Origin of the sequence: Rothia sp. HMSC078H08 (genome assembly GCF_001808955.1) — a bacterium.
GTDB lineage: Bacteria > Actinomycetota > Actinomycetes > Actinomycetales > Micrococcaceae > Rothia.
On record NZ_KV795252.1, the window covers coordinates 18,369 to 33,087 of the forward strand.

Here is a 14,719-nt window from a genome sequence, read left to right on the forward strand (position 1 = left end):
CCAAGATGGCGCTCTACCACTGAGCTATCGGGGCGTAGCGGTGGACGGGCTCGATCCGTCGACCTCACGATTATGAGTCGTGCGCTCTAACCAGCTGAGCTACACCGCCACATCATTAATACGTGCTCTCGCATGAATTAATGAGAGAGCCCCGACCGGGAATCGATCCCGGGACCTCCATCTTACCAAGATGGCGCTCTACCACTGAGCTATCGGGGCAACAGGTAAAACTATACAGGTCTTCACGAATGCTCGCAAGCGGAGAAGCTATGGCATACGCCACATTTATGCTTATCCGCTCTCCACACTGCCGCATGAGAGCCCAGCATTGACCAGGTATCACCACAACAGCTGATGCAAACACATCAACACACAAATACATAAAGACCGGCAGGAGAGCTCATCACTCCCCTGCCGGTCTTTGAATCATATGCGGATGACAAGGCTGCTAGCCGATAGCCTCAGCAAGCCCCTCGTACCGCAAATCCAGGCTTAGCCGAAATTTTAGTAGCGCTTGCCGCGGCCGCCAAAGTCACGGCCGCCCTCACGGTTACCGCGGTAGCCTCCATCGCGACGGTTATCACGGCCGCCGAAGTCGCGGCCGCCATCACGGTTGCCACGGTAGCCACCATCGCGGCGGTTATCACGGCCGCCGAAGTCGCGACCACCGAAGTCGCGGTCATTGCGCTTGCCACCGAAGTCACGACGCTTGAAGTCGCGGTCGCCACCGAAGTCGCGGCCACCGTCACGGTTACCGCGGTAGCCGCCCTCGCGACGGTTATCGCGACCGCCAAAATCGCGGCCACCCTCACGGTTGCCACGGTAGCCGCCCTCACGACGGCCGCCACCGAAGCCGCGGCCACCGCCGCCACCCTTGGGACCGTTGTCCTTGCGGATGTTGATGAACTCGCCAGCAATCTTGGTGTCACGCAGACGGTCGAAGAAGTCGCGGGGCAGGTCCTCGGGCAGGCCAACAATGGTGAAGTGCTGGCGAATGTCGATGGAGCCAATCTGGGAGCCCTTAATGCCACCCTCGTTAGCCAATGCACCCACAATAGCGCCTGCGGTCACGCGGGAGGAACGGCCAACGTTCAGCTTGTAGTTGACCATACCCTCATCGTTGTGCGCGCGCTTTGCCTTGCGGCCGCCGCGATCCGAATCTTCGTCAGAGAAGGGGCGGGACTTGTGGGCGATATCTTCGCTCTCATCGAGGAAGAAGGGGCGACCCTGCTGGGCGATAACAGCCAGTGCGGCCGCAATGTCCTCAGCGGTGGTGTCGTGCTCGTTCTCGTAGTCCTCGATAATCTGGCGGAAGAAGCTCAGGTCCTCAGACTCGATGGTCTCGGTAATCTGCTGTGCGAAGCGCTGCTTACGGGTCTCGTTCACTGCCTCTGCGGTGGGCATGTGCATCGGCTCGACCTTCTGGCGGGTTGCCTTCTCGATCTGACGCAGCATGTACTTCTCACGCGGGGTGACGAAGAGGATTGCGGCACCTTCGCGACCTGCACGACCGGTACGACCGATGCGGTGCACGTAGGACTCGGTGTCGTGGGGGATGTCGTAGTTGACGACCAGGGAGATGCGCTCAACGTCCAGGCCGCGTGCCGCCACGTCGGTTGCCACGAGGATGTCGATGCGGCCGTCACGCAGGGCGTCAACGGTGCGCTCACGCAGCTGCTGGGGGATGTCACCGTTAATCGCTGCCGCCGCGAAACCGCGTGCCTTCAACTTGTCGGCAACTTCCTCGGTTTCCTTCTTGGTGCGCACGAAGACAATGATGCCGTCGTAGTTTTCAACCTCGAGCACGCGGGTCATTGCGTCCAGCTTGTGGGAGTGCATGACCTGCATGTAGCGCTGGGAGATGTTTGAGCTGGTGGTGGTCTTAGCCTTGACGCGAACCTCGCGGGGGTCGTTCAGGTACTGCTGAGCAATCTTGCGGATCGAGTTGGGCATGGTTGCGGAGAAGAGGGCAACCTGCTTGCTGTCGGGGGTGCCTTCGAGGATCTTTTCCACGTCTTCGGCGAAGCCCATGCGCAGCATTTCGTCTGCTTCATCGAGTACCAGGTACTGCAGGTTGGACAGGTCCAGGGACCCCTTTTCCAGGTGGTCAATCACGCGGCCGGGGGTACCGACGACGACCTGCGCACCGCGGCGCAGACCAGCCAGCTGCGGGCCGTAGGGGGAGCCACCGTAGATGGGCAGGACGGTGAAGTCCTCCATGTGGGTTGCGTAGGAGGAGAAGGCTTCTGCAACCTGCAGAGCCAGCTCGCGGGTGGGTGCCAGGACCAGAACCTGGGTGTCGCGGGAGACGCCGTTGATGTCGGCGAGTTCAGCCATGCGGGACAGTGCCGGCAGCGCGAATGCTGCGGTCTTACCGGTACCGGTCTGTGCCAGACCAACCACGTCGTGGCCCTCAAGCAACAGGGGGATGGTCTGTTCCTGAATGGGGGACGGCTTCTCGTAGCCTACCTCTTCCAGGGCTGCCAGGACGCGTGCGTCCAGGCCCAGGTCGGTGAAGCGTACGCCTTCTTCTTCAGCCTTGTCGGCGGTTTCTTCGGCGGGTGCTTCTGCAGTAGCTTCTGCGATGGTTTCTTCTGCTTCTACAGCAGGGCTCTCAACGGTGTTCTCGGTGATGTTCTCAGTGGTCACAACGGTCTCTGCCTCGGCGTTCAGTTCGGCCGGGGTAGCAGTATTCTCAGTCAATTTTTCCTCTATACGGTAGGGGTGGATAGCGCACGCTTTTCGGCGCTTACCGGGTGTCCCCTTCACGGCCCAGCCACACATCATCCCCTGGGGAGTAGAGTCCAGGGGTCCTCCGTTACCGGCACATTCTGCAGAGGTGTTCTGCGGATGCTATGGGTAGCGGCTCTTTGCTGGGGGTGGTCTTGAATTTCTCGGCACATTATCCGCACGCTTGTTCGTACTCTACGCTCAACGCACAGTAGTTCCTGTGAATCAGGGTGTACAGGGTGGGTAATGCTCACATGCAATGTCACGTATTCCTGGTGGTTCGCCTTCCCGCTCTACGGCGGTGGTGTGTCTGTTACAGCAGACGCAGCAAAGACGCTGGACCAGAGATCGTTAAGAGAAGCCCTCGTGTACGGTGTAAACCGCAAATTTATGGGGCGTATCAATCGGTGATGGTGAGTACGGCGCACCTACAATTCCAGCACCACCTTGGGTGCCGGGTGCGCACAAGACCTTCATCGGGGGTTCCCGTATTCTACCTAGTCTACCTTAGCGGCGTCCATTTAACCCCAAAAGGTGCTTAAAACCTCATCTCTTAACGGCGAGCGCCCACCCTCACAGCCGGAGGGCGGGCGCTTTTCAGGCACGCATCATGCCTATGCAGTCCTGGGATTAATCCACGCGACGCACAATATCAATCGTGCCGACAGTCGCATACTTAGCGTAGGAGCTGCCGTAGCGGTCAGCCGCATACTGTGCGGCGTTGGTCGGCGGGTTGCCGCCCCAGGAGTTGCTCATGCGGTCGATGACCACGTAGTCGGGCGCTGGCTTACCGGTGTGTCCAATCCAGTAGACGGTACGACCGGGAATCAGCTGGGTCAGAATCGACAGGTCAGATGCGACCGATACCCCTTCAGGTACCTTCTGGACGGCGTCCCGCTTCATCTGGTCAGTCGTAGTCAGCGCGGAGGCGGTGAACTGCGCATTACCCAGGGACGCGAGGGGCTGCTGGGATCCGGGCACGAAAATCGGGGACGCGGCTAGGAAGAGCGCCACGGCAGGCAGAACCCACACGGGCATGCGGCGCGCCGTGGCGGTCAGGCGGCCGGGCTCGGTATTGGTCTGAGGTTCCTGCGCGGAGGCGCTATCGGCTGCGCGCGCGCCCAAACGCGCCGGAATCGCAGCGGGAACCACTCCGTAGCGTATCCGCATGACAGCGTCGAGCAGGGCGAAGAAGACGACGGGCATGAGCACGAGCGAGTAGTGCCAGGTGCTTGCCCAGTAGGATTCCATGGTGGAGAGTAGACGCCAGGCAAGGGTCGGCAGGGCAATTGCCGCGAGCGGAGAAATCACCCAGAGGACTGCTCCGGTAATGAGCAGCAGGCCGAGGGTTGCCAGCTTGGTGTTGTTGCTGAGCATCTGCAGTGCCGAGCCGAAGGGGTCGCCCAGAGCCGCAGATAAGTTCACCTTGTCGGCATAGTCGAAGTTTCCGCCGCTATTGAAGTAGGGCAGAATCACGTAGATGGCGACGGCGGACCAGAATACGCCCCAAATCATGACCATGGTGGATTCGGCGACGGCGGGGGTGCGCGCCCAGGAGGAGTAGAGCTGATGCACGCGGATTCGCATGGGGGCGGGGGTGCCCGCGGAGAGGCGCGGCATCAGAATGTCTACGGCGGTGCTCAGCCAGCCGGTGCGAATAAAGATAATGAGGCCGATGGCTGCGACGGTGATACCCATATCTTCTTTGACGAAGGCAATGGGCAGGGACCACCAGCAAGCGTAGGCGAGGTAGCGGGCACGTTCGGTGCCACTCACTCGCGAGGCGAGCACCAGGTAACCGAGGCTCATGGCAAGCAGCGGCACGGCGAAGGCTACTTCGTGGAATTGGGCGGCGATAGCCTGCTGAACTCCGAAGCTGAGGGCGAATCCGGCGCCGAGCAGCAGACCGGTGATGGTCGGGATGACACTCTGAAGTTTTGCGGACTGAGCAGTCTGCGCAGGTTCGTTCTTCTGCGCGTCCTCAGTTTTCTGTGCGTCCTCAGTCTTCTGGGCGAGCGCGAAGGCACGCTGAGTGAAGCGCACAATGGCAAAGCTTGCGAAGGCGACCAGGGCGTTCTGCACGACCAGTAGCGTGGTCGGCGAGGGGAACAGCGCGTAGACGGGTCCCAGGAGCACCAGAATCGGGTGGAAGTGGTCACCCCAGAGGTTAAAGTCGGGCCCCTTAATGGGCACGATGGGCACGGAGAAGTGCGAGTACGCCTGCGCCATCTGGGTGAAAATCGCCAGGTCCCAGGAGGGGGTAATCCAGTGCTTCATCTGTTGCAGCGAGTAGTAGGTGTACAACGCCATGACGGCGGCGGCAAGCAGCAGGCCGGGTAGTAGTTCGAGGGGGCGGATGCTTTTGACGCGCTCGGTGAGGGACTGACGCGGCTGTTTTTTGGCGCGCTGAGTACGGTCCGCGCTGGTGGCGGTGCTGTTCTTCTGTTCAGGTGCGTCAGTATTCGAGGATGCTTCGTGTGCTTCCGCTGCCATAGGCGTCCTTCTCTCGGGGTGTGTGTCCGGGCTACAGGCGCCCACAGAACGGGTGGAACGCGTCGCCTTTGTCGTTGCCGGTGGCGGAGTTTGCGTTCGTTCTCACTCTACCCTTTAGGGTATCGCATTAGCGCTGTGCCTGCCCTTCCTGCGCTTTTTGTATCTTGTCCCTCAAATATCTGCCCCGGATGCTAGGGCCCGGTTTGGGCGCATAGACTGGTGTGGTGAGTACGTTTCCTTCCTCAACCCCCGGCGGTGTCACCCCTAACTGTGCGGCCCTTGACAGCCACCCGGTAGCGGGTGCTCGGCGCATCCGGCATCCTTTGGCGGCAGCTGGTGTGCCCTATGCGCCAGCGCTTGCGGATGTTCTTCAGGAGCCTACCGTTCTTCACCAGCCGCGCGTTCAGGTTCGTACTCTCTCCTCCGCCGCTTCGCCCCTTCCGGGTGTCCTGGCTCCTGAGGTGTGCGAGGTTGTGATTGAGCCGCATGTTCCGGTGCAGTTGGCGCAGACGTTGGGGTCGCTACGTCGCGGCGCTCAGGATTTTTCGTATCGTGCGCTGAGCCGCGCGGATGGTGCTGAGAGAATCTGGTTGACGGCTCGCACGCCGTTTCACGAGTTCCCAGCGGTGCTGTACGTTGAACGAGTTGCGGAGACAGCCACGCTTCCCGAGACTCTCCCCTCCCTGCATCGCCTGCTGATGCGCCCGGTGCGTATTCGTATCTGGGTTTCTTATAGTGCCGCTGATCAGCAGATGCAGGCGCGAGCCGACCTTCAGGCGCTAGCGCAGGAAATGACGTACTGGCTGGGGTTGCACGACCCCGCCGAACAGTTCGGTGCTCTGTCTTCTTTTGAGTCTCTTCCGCCGCGTGTTCAGCAGGCGTGGCGGCAGAATCCGGGGCTCCGCCTCAGCGCTTCGGGGCAGCTGGACCGGCAGATGCTCAACGCCATTGTGGAGCAGCGCATCACCCAGACCGAAGCGTTCAGGACCTTAGGCTGGGTTCTGCGAAAGTACGGCTCCCCCGCCCCTTCGACCGGGTTGGGGAATCAGCCGGAGGGGATGCGCGTCTATCCAAGCGCCCGGACCCTGGCGACGATTCCTACCTGGGATTGGCATCGGGCTGGCGTTGATAAAAGCCGCTACGATGCCGTGTACGCTTACGCTCGTTCCGCAGAGTCTCTAAAAAACATTGCGGCAGAAGGCGACGTCGCACTTCTGGCGCGGAGCCTGCACGCTGTGCGCGGCGTGGGCCCGTGGAGTATTTCCGAGGCCCTGCAGCGTGTGTGCGGGCACCCGGATGCCATCAGCGTGGGCGACTACCATCTGGCGCACGCGGTCGGTGAGCTGTTCATAGGTCAGCGCACCGATGATGCGGGAATGCTCTCCCTGCTGGCGCCCTTTAGCCCGCATCGGCAGCGTCTGGTGCGGCTCATGCATGCTTCGGGCTTTTCGAAGCAGCGCTACGGGGCGCGCATGACCATTGAGGATCACCGCGACCGCTAACGCTCCTGCACCCTCACGAGGTTAAAAGGGGGCGGGGCGCCCCTGCCGGTTGTGCCGGCGGGTGCGCCCCGTTCAAGCTCTTTTGTGGTGGTGAGCTTACTTCTTCTCTGCAGAGCCCTCTGCTGCTGCGATCTCTGCACGGACCTTGTCCATGTCGAGCTCGCGGATCGAACCGATTACGGTCTCCAGCTGGTCTTCGCGCAGTGCGCCAGCCTGCTGGTATACCAGGATACCGTCACGGAAGCCCATGATGGTGGGGATGGAGGTGATGCCTGCTGCCTGAGCGAGCTGGCCCTGGTCCTCGGTGTCGACCTTGCCGAAAACAATGTCGCTGTGCTTCTCCGAAGCCGCCTCGTAGACGGGGGAGAACTGCTTGCAGGGACCGCACCAATCTGCCCAGAAGTCCAGGAAGACAATATCGTTGCTCTCGACGGTAGCAGTCAGGTTCTGCTGAGTAATTTCATTAGTAGCCATGAGATAAAGCTACACCCTCAAGACCCCAATCGCTAATTGTTCGCTCTGGGATTCAAACATGTGAAAGATATGACAAATTGCGGTCATAGTAAATACTTTTTGCGGCTGTTTCAGCCGGTTCACGGGCGTGTCGCGAATACTCTGGCGAATGCCCCTGTAGCCGAATGATGGAGGCGCCCGACCCGGCGGGCGAAGCCCCGTGGTCGTCCCCTACAGCATCCTGAGGAAAGCACCCAATGCGGGCACCCAGAAAATACGGGCGCAACCATGAAAGACCGTTGCTGTGGAAGACCACTGTGGTGGAAGATTACCGCGGTGGAAAGCCGCTGGGTTGGAAAGCGGCTGCGGAATCCGCTATAAAACTGGTTTTAGATACACAAAAGCCCGGTTACTTTCGTAACCGGGCTATTTGTGGCAGGTGAGGGATTCGAACCCCCGTAGGCAGTGCCAGCTGATTTACAGTCAGCCCCCTTTGGCCGCTCGGGTAACCTGCCGCCTAGCTAGGTGCTAGTTGCTCGCTCAAGCGAACAGAGACTACTCTACAGCAGTTTTAGGGACTTGTACACTTCACATAGGGTTTTGTGACGAAGGTTATATGTCTGGTTGTATTTATCGTCTTTTCGTCACACAAGAGCGTCAGCGCACGCTCACCGCGCGCCCATATCTATCGCAGCGCCCACGCTCTCACCTTATGAATAAAGCCGCGAATAAAGCCACCGCCTACAGCAGTTTTAGAAGGAGCGGGAAGGAGTATCGCCATCCTGCTCAAGCAGAAGCACAATCTCCAGGTGCTCCAGATAGCGGCGCGCCTGCTCCACGGTGCACATGTCACCGGCAATCTCACGCTCCAGGTCACGGCGAACGCCACGGAAACGTGCCACCAGCGAAGGTTCCGTCAGGGTGATACCGATACCGTCAAAGAGAGAAGGCTCAGCATCTTCCTCGTGCAGGTCAAGGTGAATATCGTGGTGGTCAGACTCGCTGAGGCGCTCAGCCTCAGGAATATCTTCGGGCTCAGCGCCCAGAGAGGTATGCAAGTCAATGAAGAGCAGGGTTTGCAGGTCGTGAGCTTCCTCGCTCGTGTGTGCGTCCGTTGCAGACAGGTTATGAATGGTCATATCTCTATTGTCCTCTTTTTAGGTTGGTAACGCCTGTAAAACAGGCCCGTATTTCTGTTAGTTAGCTGTGAACAAGAGCCCCAACCCGGTAGGCTAGTACTAACCGGTGCCAGTAGCACCTCATTCACGAAAGGAAAACCCATGGCTAGCGAATCCTCATTCGACATTGTGTCCAAGGTGGACAAGCAGGAAGTTTCTAACGCACTGCACCAGGCGCAGAAGGAAATCTCCCAGCGTTACGACTTCCGTGGCGTTGGCGCAGAAATCGACTACTCCGGCGACAAGATCCTCATCAAGGCAAACGCCGAAGAGCGCGCACTGGCAGTGCTGGACGTTTTCCAGTCCAAGCTGGTCAAGCGCGGCATCTCCCTGAAGTCCCTGGACTCCGGCAAGCCCTACGCATCCGGCAAGGAAACCCGCATCGAGTGCTCCATCAAGGAAGGCATCGCACAGGATCAGGCGAAGAAGATCTCCAAGATGATCCGTGAAGAGGGCCCCAAGGGCGTGAAGGCAAACATCCAGGGCGACGAGCTGCGCGTCTCCTCCAAGTCCCGCGATGACCTGCAGGAAGTCATTGCAATGCTCAAGTCCGCTGACCTTGAGGTTGACCTGCAGTTCGTCAACTACCGCTAAGCTCAGGCGAGACTCCCCCGCCCAGCGATGGGTGAGGGAGGCGGCTAGAAGCCGAAACGTAAAAATCCTCTACACAAAAAATCCTCGGGGTGGCTACTTCCACAGTAGCCACCCCGAGGATTTTTTGCCTGCCGACCCGTCACCGCGAGTCACAATCGTCACCCCGAGTCATATTCATGCAGCGCCACATTCGCTCCCGAATGATTCGGTAGAGAAAAGACTTAGTACTGACCCATCTCGCGAGCCTGCTGCTGCAGACGCGCAATACGCTGATCCATCGGCGGGTGAGTAGAGAGCATATTCTTCAGCGAACCGAAGGGATTCGCAATCATCATGGCGCTCGCCGCCTCAGTGTTGCGGTTATTCGGGTCCATCGGATACATAGACACGCCGCTCTCCAGCTTGTGCAGTGCCGAAGCCAGCGCCAGCGGGTCACCGGTCAGACGTGCGCCATCCTCGTCGGCATCAAATTCACGGGTGCGGCTAATAGCCATCTGAATGACCTGCGTAGCAATGGGAGCCAGCAACGCAATCACGAACATGGCGAGGGGGTTGGAGCGTTCACCATCGCGGCTGGATCCGCCGAACATCGCGCCAAACGAAAGGACCTGGGCAACCGTACCGATGATGGAGGCGATACCCGCCGCCACCGAAGAGGTCAGAATATCGCGGTTGTACACGTGCATCAGCTCGTGGCCGAGCACGCCGCGCATCTCGCGCTCATCCAGCAGCTGCAAAATACCCTCGGTGCAGCACACCGCAGCATTCTGCGGGTTACGGCCGGTAGCGAACGCGTTCGGGGTCATGGTCGGTGCCACATAGAGAGCGGGCATGGGCTGACCCGCGCGAGAGGACAGCTCCTCCACAATGTCGTAAAGCACCGGAACCTCTTCACGGCTGACCGGGTACGCATTCATGGAACGTAGGGCGAGCTTATCGGAGTTCCAGTACGTATACGCGACCGAACCCAAGCTCACCAGACCCATAATCCAGATGAAAATGGAGGAGCGGAAGGTCGCCGACAGCAGGCCACCAATGAGCAGCATTATGCCCACCATAGAGCCCATCAACAGGGCAGTTTTCAGTCCATTGTTATGGCTGCGCATGGGTATCCTCCTCAGCAAATAGGTCAGCGCGCACAGCGTGTACTTGACTCTATAGAATACGTGCAAGCACCCGCGGGCGCACCTTATGGCGCGCGGATTCACCCAGAGCGTCACCCATATGCCAAAAGCGCACAAGAATCAGGGGATGGCGCCCGGAATATTCACCAGGGGTACCTGTTCCAGCACCTGCGCCGTAGCAGTGGGGAAAATACCCAGCAGCAGAATCGTGCCGTACGCGCCCAGAAAAAGGATGAAGAGCAGACCGAGCATCAGCTGACCCTCCAGATCAAAACCAGTGGTAGTACTGCGGTACTGGCCGTAAATCACCGGGGTCACGATGGGCACACCGAAGAGCAGAATCATCAGCAGAATGTAGATGGGGTTTGTGAAGTCGTACACCATGACCCTATCCTCCTTGATGGTGATCGCCGGTGCGGGTTACTCTAGGTTCTTTGATTGTACGGCATCTCTTCACACCCGAGGCCGGGGCGAGGAGGGGCGCCACAGAGTGGATGAAAGGGACGCCTTGCCGGCTTATTATGAGCTTTTCATAAAATAATGATGAATTTCTCATAATAACGTGTAGACTTAAACCTATGACCGACGCAAAGACAACCTTAGATACGAAGAAGATTCAAAGCCCAGACCATCACAGTGCCGGTTGCGCCCACACCACCGGCCTGCCGCTGCTCTCCGCAATGAGCCCCGAACAGCTCGAAGAAGCATGGACCACCGGCCTGCGCGCCAAGGGCCGCCGCGTCACCAAGCAGCGCCTCGCCGTACTCCACGCAGTGCAGGAACACCCGCACTCCACCGCCGACACCATCGTGCAGGCAGTCCGCGAGCGTATCCCCGCCATTACGGTTCAGTCGGTCTACGTGATTCTTGCCGACCTGACCGACATCGACCTGCTGCGTAAGTTTGAGCCGCCGGGAACCCCCGCCCTCTACGAAACCCGCACGGGCGACAACCACCACCACGCCTTCTGCGTACGTTGCGGCAAGGTCGAAGACGTGGACTGCGCGGTCGGCTCCGCACCCTGCCTGACCCCCAGCGATTTTCACGGCATGGCACTCTTCAGCGCAGACGTGCTCTATCAGGGCGTGTGCGTAGACTGTCAAACTGAGGCAGAAGCAGAACTGGCGAAGAGCCAGGTGCAAGCCGCAGCGAGCGTTCAGCACTAACGAACCACATTCCCACACCTTACTCCGGGCGTGAAACAGCGCCTCAGTGTTCGTTAGCTGCACCCTAAAACAGGAAGAATGCTCGTCGAAAACCACATAGCATCACCAAAAACACAAGGAGAAGCAAATATGTATCAGACCCCGCAGAACCCCATTCAGCCCGGTTCTTACACCACCACGAGCACTGGCACGCCGGTGGCTTCAGATGATCATTCGCTCACCGTGGGCGCCGATGGTCCCATCGTTCTGCACGATGCTTACACTGTTGAAAAGCTCGCTCAGTTCAACCGTGAGCGTGTGCCCGAGCGTGTGGTGCACGCGAAGGGAACCGGCGCATACGGCTACTTTGAAACCACCGAAGACGTTTCGCAGTACACCCGTGCGGCGCTCTTTCAGCCCGGCGTTAAAACCGAGCTGCTGATTCGTTTCTCAACCGTGGCGGGCGAATCCGGCTCCCCCGATACCTGGCGTGACCCACGCGGTTTCGCGGTGAAATTCTACACCACCGAAGGCAACTACGACCTGGTAGGCAACAACACTCCTATCTTCTTCATTCGCGATGCCATTAAGTTCCCCGACTTCATCCACTCGCAGAAGCGTATGCCCGGTTCGGGTCTGCGCGATCACGATATGCAGTGGGATTTCTGGACCCTCAATCCGGCATCGGCGCACCAGGTAACCTGGCTGATGGGCGACCGCGGCCTGCCCCGCACCCTGCGCCACATGGACGGCTTCGGCTCTCACACCTACCAGTGGATTAACGCCGAGGGTGAGCGCTTCTGGGTTAAGTACCACTTCAAGACCGAGCAGGGCAACGAGTTCTTCACCCAGGCTCAGGCCGATGAAATGGCGGGTAAGGATGCTGACTTCCACCGCCGCGACCTGCGCGAGGCTATCGAGCGTGGCGACTACCCCGCCTGGACGCTCTATGTGCAGATCATGCCCTATGAGGACGCGAAGACCTACCGTATTAACCCCTTCGATCTGACGAAGGTGTGGCCGCACTCGGATTACCCGCTGATCAAGGTGGGCCGCATGGTGCTGGATCGCAACCCGCAGAATTTCTTCGCCGAAATCGAGCAGGCAGCCTTCTCCCCCTCGAATTTTGTGCCCGGTATCGCGGCTTCGCCCGATAAGATGCTGCTCGGTCGTATCTTCTCCTACCCGGATGCGCATCGCTACCGCATCGGCACCAACTTCGCACAGCTGCCCGTGAACGCACCACACGCAGCGCCGGTGAACAACTATTCGCATGACGGTTCGATGCGTTATAACTTCAACGACCCCTCCGTTCCGACCTACGCGCCGAATAGTCTGGGTGGACCGCATGCGGATGCGGAACGCGCTGGCGAAGGTAGCTGGGAGTCTGATGGCGAGCTGGTACGCACCGCCTACACCCTGCGCCCGGATGATGATGATTTCTCGCAGGCTCGCACCCTCTACGAGGTAACCATGAACGACGAAGAACGCGAGCGCCTGATCAGCAACATCTCCGGTCACGTAGGCGCTGTTCGTTCCGACGAGATTCGTGAACGCGCGTTCCAATACTGGGATAGCGTTCACCCTGAGCTCGGTTCTCGCGTTCGCGAGGCCGTGGCAGCCGCCGCATCTGGTTCATAAGATACGGCAGCGTCTGTTCTCCTGTAGATTCGAGAACATGACGCACAGCTGGCTACTACTATGGGGTCGGTGACTTTCAGTAAGGTGGAGTCACCGGCCCCATATTTTAAACCCGTTTGCAGGATTACAACCCTCTCCAAACACAAAAATCGCCCGAAAGAGACAACACCGTGTGGGTGTCTCTTCCGGGCGATTTTACGTGACGGGTTTTACGAACTATGCGGATGCACTAGCACCAGCGGGAGAAGCGCCGAAGACCGCTTCCTATTCACCCACAATATCGAGGAGCTCGCGAATCTGCGCCGCGCTCAACACGGTGGAAGGGTTAATTGCGTTCACCTTCACGCTCGGTGCGCCAATCTCCAGGGCGTAACGCAGAATATCCAGGGCATTCGCCGAACGCACCTCAATATGCGGGTCCAGCGCCGCAATCTCAATGGGCGAGGTGAATACCAGCAGGCTCTTCGGGTTACCGTTCTCATCCGGGTCAAACACAAAAGACGTACCCGAAGGATCAGCCGGGTCAACGCCCACCAGCAGCACGGATGCCGGGGACACCAGGGAGCCGAGCAGCATCTGCATATTGTCCTGCACAAGCGCCATTTTCGCGCCGTCATTGCGAGGAGAAGTGACAATCCAGTGCACCTGAGCGCGCTCAATGTAGCACTCGTGGTCAGTGCCGGGGTCAACCACGATCAAGTCCAGCGCCTCATTGCTGAGGAAGTCAATGAAGACCTTCATCGCCGGTTCGCGCAGAATCAGCTCATCTCCCTCGGATTCCTGGCGCACGTAGCTCTTGCCAATGTGCTCGGAGGAGGAGAACACGCACAGCGCCTGCATGCCGGTCTCGGGCATGCGAATGACCTGGTGGGCCAGTACCGACTCGGGGCCCATCGGGTCAGTCTCGGAGGGAATCAGCAGGGAGCCGGTCGCATCAAGTAGAACGTCGCCACCAAGCATCGTACGAACCACGTTAATGAGGGTTCGCTCCTGCACGTCGTTGCGGAAGGTCTCCAGAGCAGCAACCAAGTAGGGGTTCGGAATCTCATGCTCGCTCGAAGACAGTGCCGCGGCGGCGGAGTGGCGGGCACGACCCTCCATACGCTCACGAGCCCACTGCGGGATACGCGACGCATCGCGAGGGAACTCAGCCAGGTGCTCACGCACGTCGGTTGCGGTCAGGGTGCCCTCATTCTTCCAGCTAGCGGGCTCGTCGTCACGGTTGTAGGAGGCACCCACGCTGAACTGCGGGTTGGGCCAGCCGGTAGCCGCAACCACGATGGAGGCGGTAAACCAGGTGCCGCGGTTACCGTCGTAGGCGGCGCGCTGTAGCTTACGGACCTCAGCAATAATGGGCGAGCCGTCCTTGAGCGGGCCGATGGTGCCAATGAACTCTTCGCCGTCGCGGAATTCACGCACACGCACGAAAATCTGACCTGCCAGAGGCTTGACGTCCAGCACCATTTCGCTCCAGCCGGGGTCAACACTAACGACATCCAGCAGCCAGCTTCCAATGTTATTCAGCGCATCCTGGATGCGCGCGGCACGGCTACTCGTCTCGGCAAGGCGGGGTTCAGTCATAGTTCATACATCCTTGAGTGTGAATACGGCGCGGCTGGAGGCATCCGTGTTCGGTCGTAGTGTCGGCTTACAGGGTGCCGGAAGAAGCCGTCCCTTCGATTCTAACGAACACAGGCACTCAACGCAGATAGTTTACGCCGAAAGATATATGCTCTACCTCTCCCCTGCACCTCTCTAGACGCCCCATTCGACCCTCTTAACGTCCAATACGCCTAAAGCGCACCCCAAAACCGGGGATACACGGCATAGTGAACGCTAAAAGGTTGATAATCTTGAAG

Annotated in this window: 11 protein-coding genes and 3 tRNA genes; 4 read left to right on the plus strand and 10 right to left on the minus strand. The window is 59.3% G+C overall.

The genetic code is table 11. The features are described 5' to 3' along the window. Positions 1–35: 35 nt before the first annotated feature. The 4 genes from HMPREF2528_RS02625 to HMPREF2528_RS02640 all read right to left on the minus strand — a co-directional run bounded on the left by HMPREF2528_RS02625 (position 36) and on the right by HMPREF2528_RS02640 (position 5,223). Positions 36–109 (minus strand) — tRNA-Met (locus HMPREF2528_RS02625). 38 nt (positions 110–147) lie between these two features. Then, a tRNA-Thr gene (locus tag HMPREF2528_RS02630) sits at positions 148–219 on the minus strand. Between the two features lie 285 nt (positions 220–504). Continuing rightward, positions 505–2,703 carry a DEAD/DEAH box helicase gene (locus tag HMPREF2528_RS02635; RefSeq protein ID WP_012902993.1) on the minus strand — a complete coding sequence of 733 codons (2,199 nt, stop codon included), beginning with the start codon at positions 2,701–2,703 and terminating at the stop codon, positions 505–507. A gap of 657 nt (positions 2,704–3,360) precedes the next feature. After that, on the minus strand, positions 3,361–5,223 hold the full coding sequence (locus HMPREF2528_RS02640; protein ID WP_049349180.1) for a DUF2079 domain-containing protein: 1,863 nt from the start codon (positions 5,221–5,223) through the stop codon (positions 3,361–3,363). 224 nt (positions 5,224–5,447) lie between these two features. On the opposite strand from HMPREF2528_RS02640, the gene HMPREF2528_RS02645 reads away from it, so the two are divergent. Continuing rightward, a complete protein-coding gene (locus tag HMPREF2528_RS02645) occupies positions 5,448–6,725 on the plus strand; it encodes a DNA-3-methyladenine glycosylase family protein (RefSeq protein ID WP_231840287.1) in 1,278 nt (425 codons plus the stop codon). A 96-nt stretch (positions 6,726–6,821) separates the two neighbouring features. Here HMPREF2528_RS02645 and trxA read toward each other — a convergent pair whose 3' ends face one another. The 3 genes from trxA to HMPREF2528_RS02660 all read right to left on the minus strand — a co-directional run bounded on the left by trxA (position 6,822) and on the right by HMPREF2528_RS02660 (position 8,317). Then, complete coding sequence (gene trxA / locus HMPREF2528_RS02650) at positions 6,822–7,199, minus strand: thioredoxin (protein ID WP_012902990.1); 378 nt, start codon at positions 7,197–7,199, stop codon at positions 6,822–6,824. A gap of 412 nt (positions 7,200–7,611) precedes the next feature. Beyond that, positions 7,612–7,693, minus strand: a tRNA-Tyr gene (locus HMPREF2528_RS02655). Positions 7,694–7,930: 237 nt separating this feature from the next. Next, entirely contained in the window at positions 7,931–8,317 is a 387-nt protein-coding gene (locus HMPREF2528_RS02660) for a hypothetical protein (protein WP_049341066.1), read from the minus strand. Between the two features lie 141 nt (positions 8,318–8,458). Here HMPREF2528_RS02660 and HMPREF2528_RS02665 point away from each other — a divergent pair, with 141 nt between their 5' ends. Next, positions 8,459–8,950 carry a YajQ family cyclic di-GMP-binding protein gene (locus HMPREF2528_RS02665; RefSeq protein WP_005508322.1) on the plus strand — a complete coding sequence of 164 codons (492 nt, stop codon included), beginning with the start codon at positions 8,459–8,461 and terminating at the stop codon, positions 8,948–8,950. A gap of 221 nt (positions 8,951–9,171) precedes the next feature. On the opposite strand, the gene htpX is transcribed toward HMPREF2528_RS02665, so the two are convergent. Continuing rightward, positions 9,172–10,056 carry a zinc metalloprotease HtpX gene (gene htpX / locus HMPREF2528_RS02670; RefSeq protein ID WP_070542181.1) on the minus strand — a complete coding sequence of 295 codons (885 nt, stop codon included), beginning with the start codon at positions 10,054–10,056 and terminating at the stop codon, positions 9,172–9,174. Positions 10,057–10,194: 138 nt separating this feature from the next. Further along, entirely contained in the window at positions 10,195–10,458 is a 264-nt protein-coding gene (locus HMPREF2528_RS02675; protein ID WP_005504804.1) for a hypothetical protein, read from the minus strand. A 194-nt stretch (positions 10,459–10,652) separates the two neighbouring features. Here HMPREF2528_RS02675 and HMPREF2528_RS02680 point away from each other — a divergent pair, with 194 nt between their 5' ends. After that, complete coding sequence (locus tag HMPREF2528_RS02680) at positions 10,653–11,240, plus strand: Fur family transcriptional regulator (protein WP_070542184.1); 588 nt, start codon at positions 10,653–10,655, stop codon at positions 11,238–11,240. Positions 11,241–11,369: 129 nt separating this feature from the next. After that, the gene (locus HMPREF2528_RS02685; protein ID WP_049356300.1) at positions 11,370–12,860 is read left to right on the plus strand and encodes a catalase; all 1,491 of its coding nucleotides are present in this window, start codon (positions 11,370–11,372) and stop codon (positions 12,858–12,860) included. A 264-nt stretch (positions 12,861–13,124) separates the two neighbouring features. On the opposite strand, the gene HMPREF2528_RS02690 is transcribed toward HMPREF2528_RS02685, so the two are convergent. Then, complete coding sequence (locus HMPREF2528_RS02690; protein ID WP_070542188.1) at positions 13,125–14,441, minus strand: SseB family protein; 1,317 nt, start codon at positions 14,439–14,441, stop codon at positions 13,125–13,127. Between the last annotated feature and the right edge of the window lie 278 nt (positions 14,442–14,719).

Coding starts and splice junctions, on each gene's coding strand:
- HMPREF2528_RS02685 (WP_049356300.1), top strand. CDS start 11,370: ATGTATCAGACCCCGCAGAACCCCATTCAGCCCGGTTCTTACACCACC.
- trxA (WP_012902990.1), bottom strand. CDS start 7,199: ATGGCTACTAATGAAATTACTCAGCAGAACCTGACTGCTACCGTCGAG.
- HMPREF2528_RS02640 (WP_049349180.1), bottom strand. CDS start 5,223: ATGGCAGCGGAAGCACACGAAGCATCCTCGAATACTGACGCACCTGAA.
- HMPREF2528_RS02690 (WP_070542188.1), bottom strand. CDS start 14,441: ATGACTGAACCCCGCCTTGCCGAGACGAGTAGCCGTGCCGCGCGCATC.
- htpX (WP_070542181.1), bottom strand. CDS start 10,056: ATGCGCAGCCATAACAATGGACTGAAAACTGCCCTGTTGATGGGCTCT.
- HMPREF2528_RS02665 (WP_005508322.1), top strand. CDS start 8,459: ATGGCTAGCGAATCCTCATTCGACATTGTGTCCAAGGTGGACAAGCAG.
- HMPREF2528_RS02660 (WP_049341066.1), bottom strand. CDS start 8,317: ATGACCATTCATAACCTGTCTGCAACGGACGCACACACGAGCGAGGAA.
- HMPREF2528_RS02675 (WP_005504804.1), bottom strand. CDS start 10,458: ATGGTGTACGACTTCACAAACCCCATCTACATTCTGCTGATGATTCTG.
- HMPREF2528_RS02680 (WP_070542184.1), top strand. CDS start 10,653: ATGACCGACGCAAAGACAACCTTAGATACGAAGAAGATTCAAAGCCCA.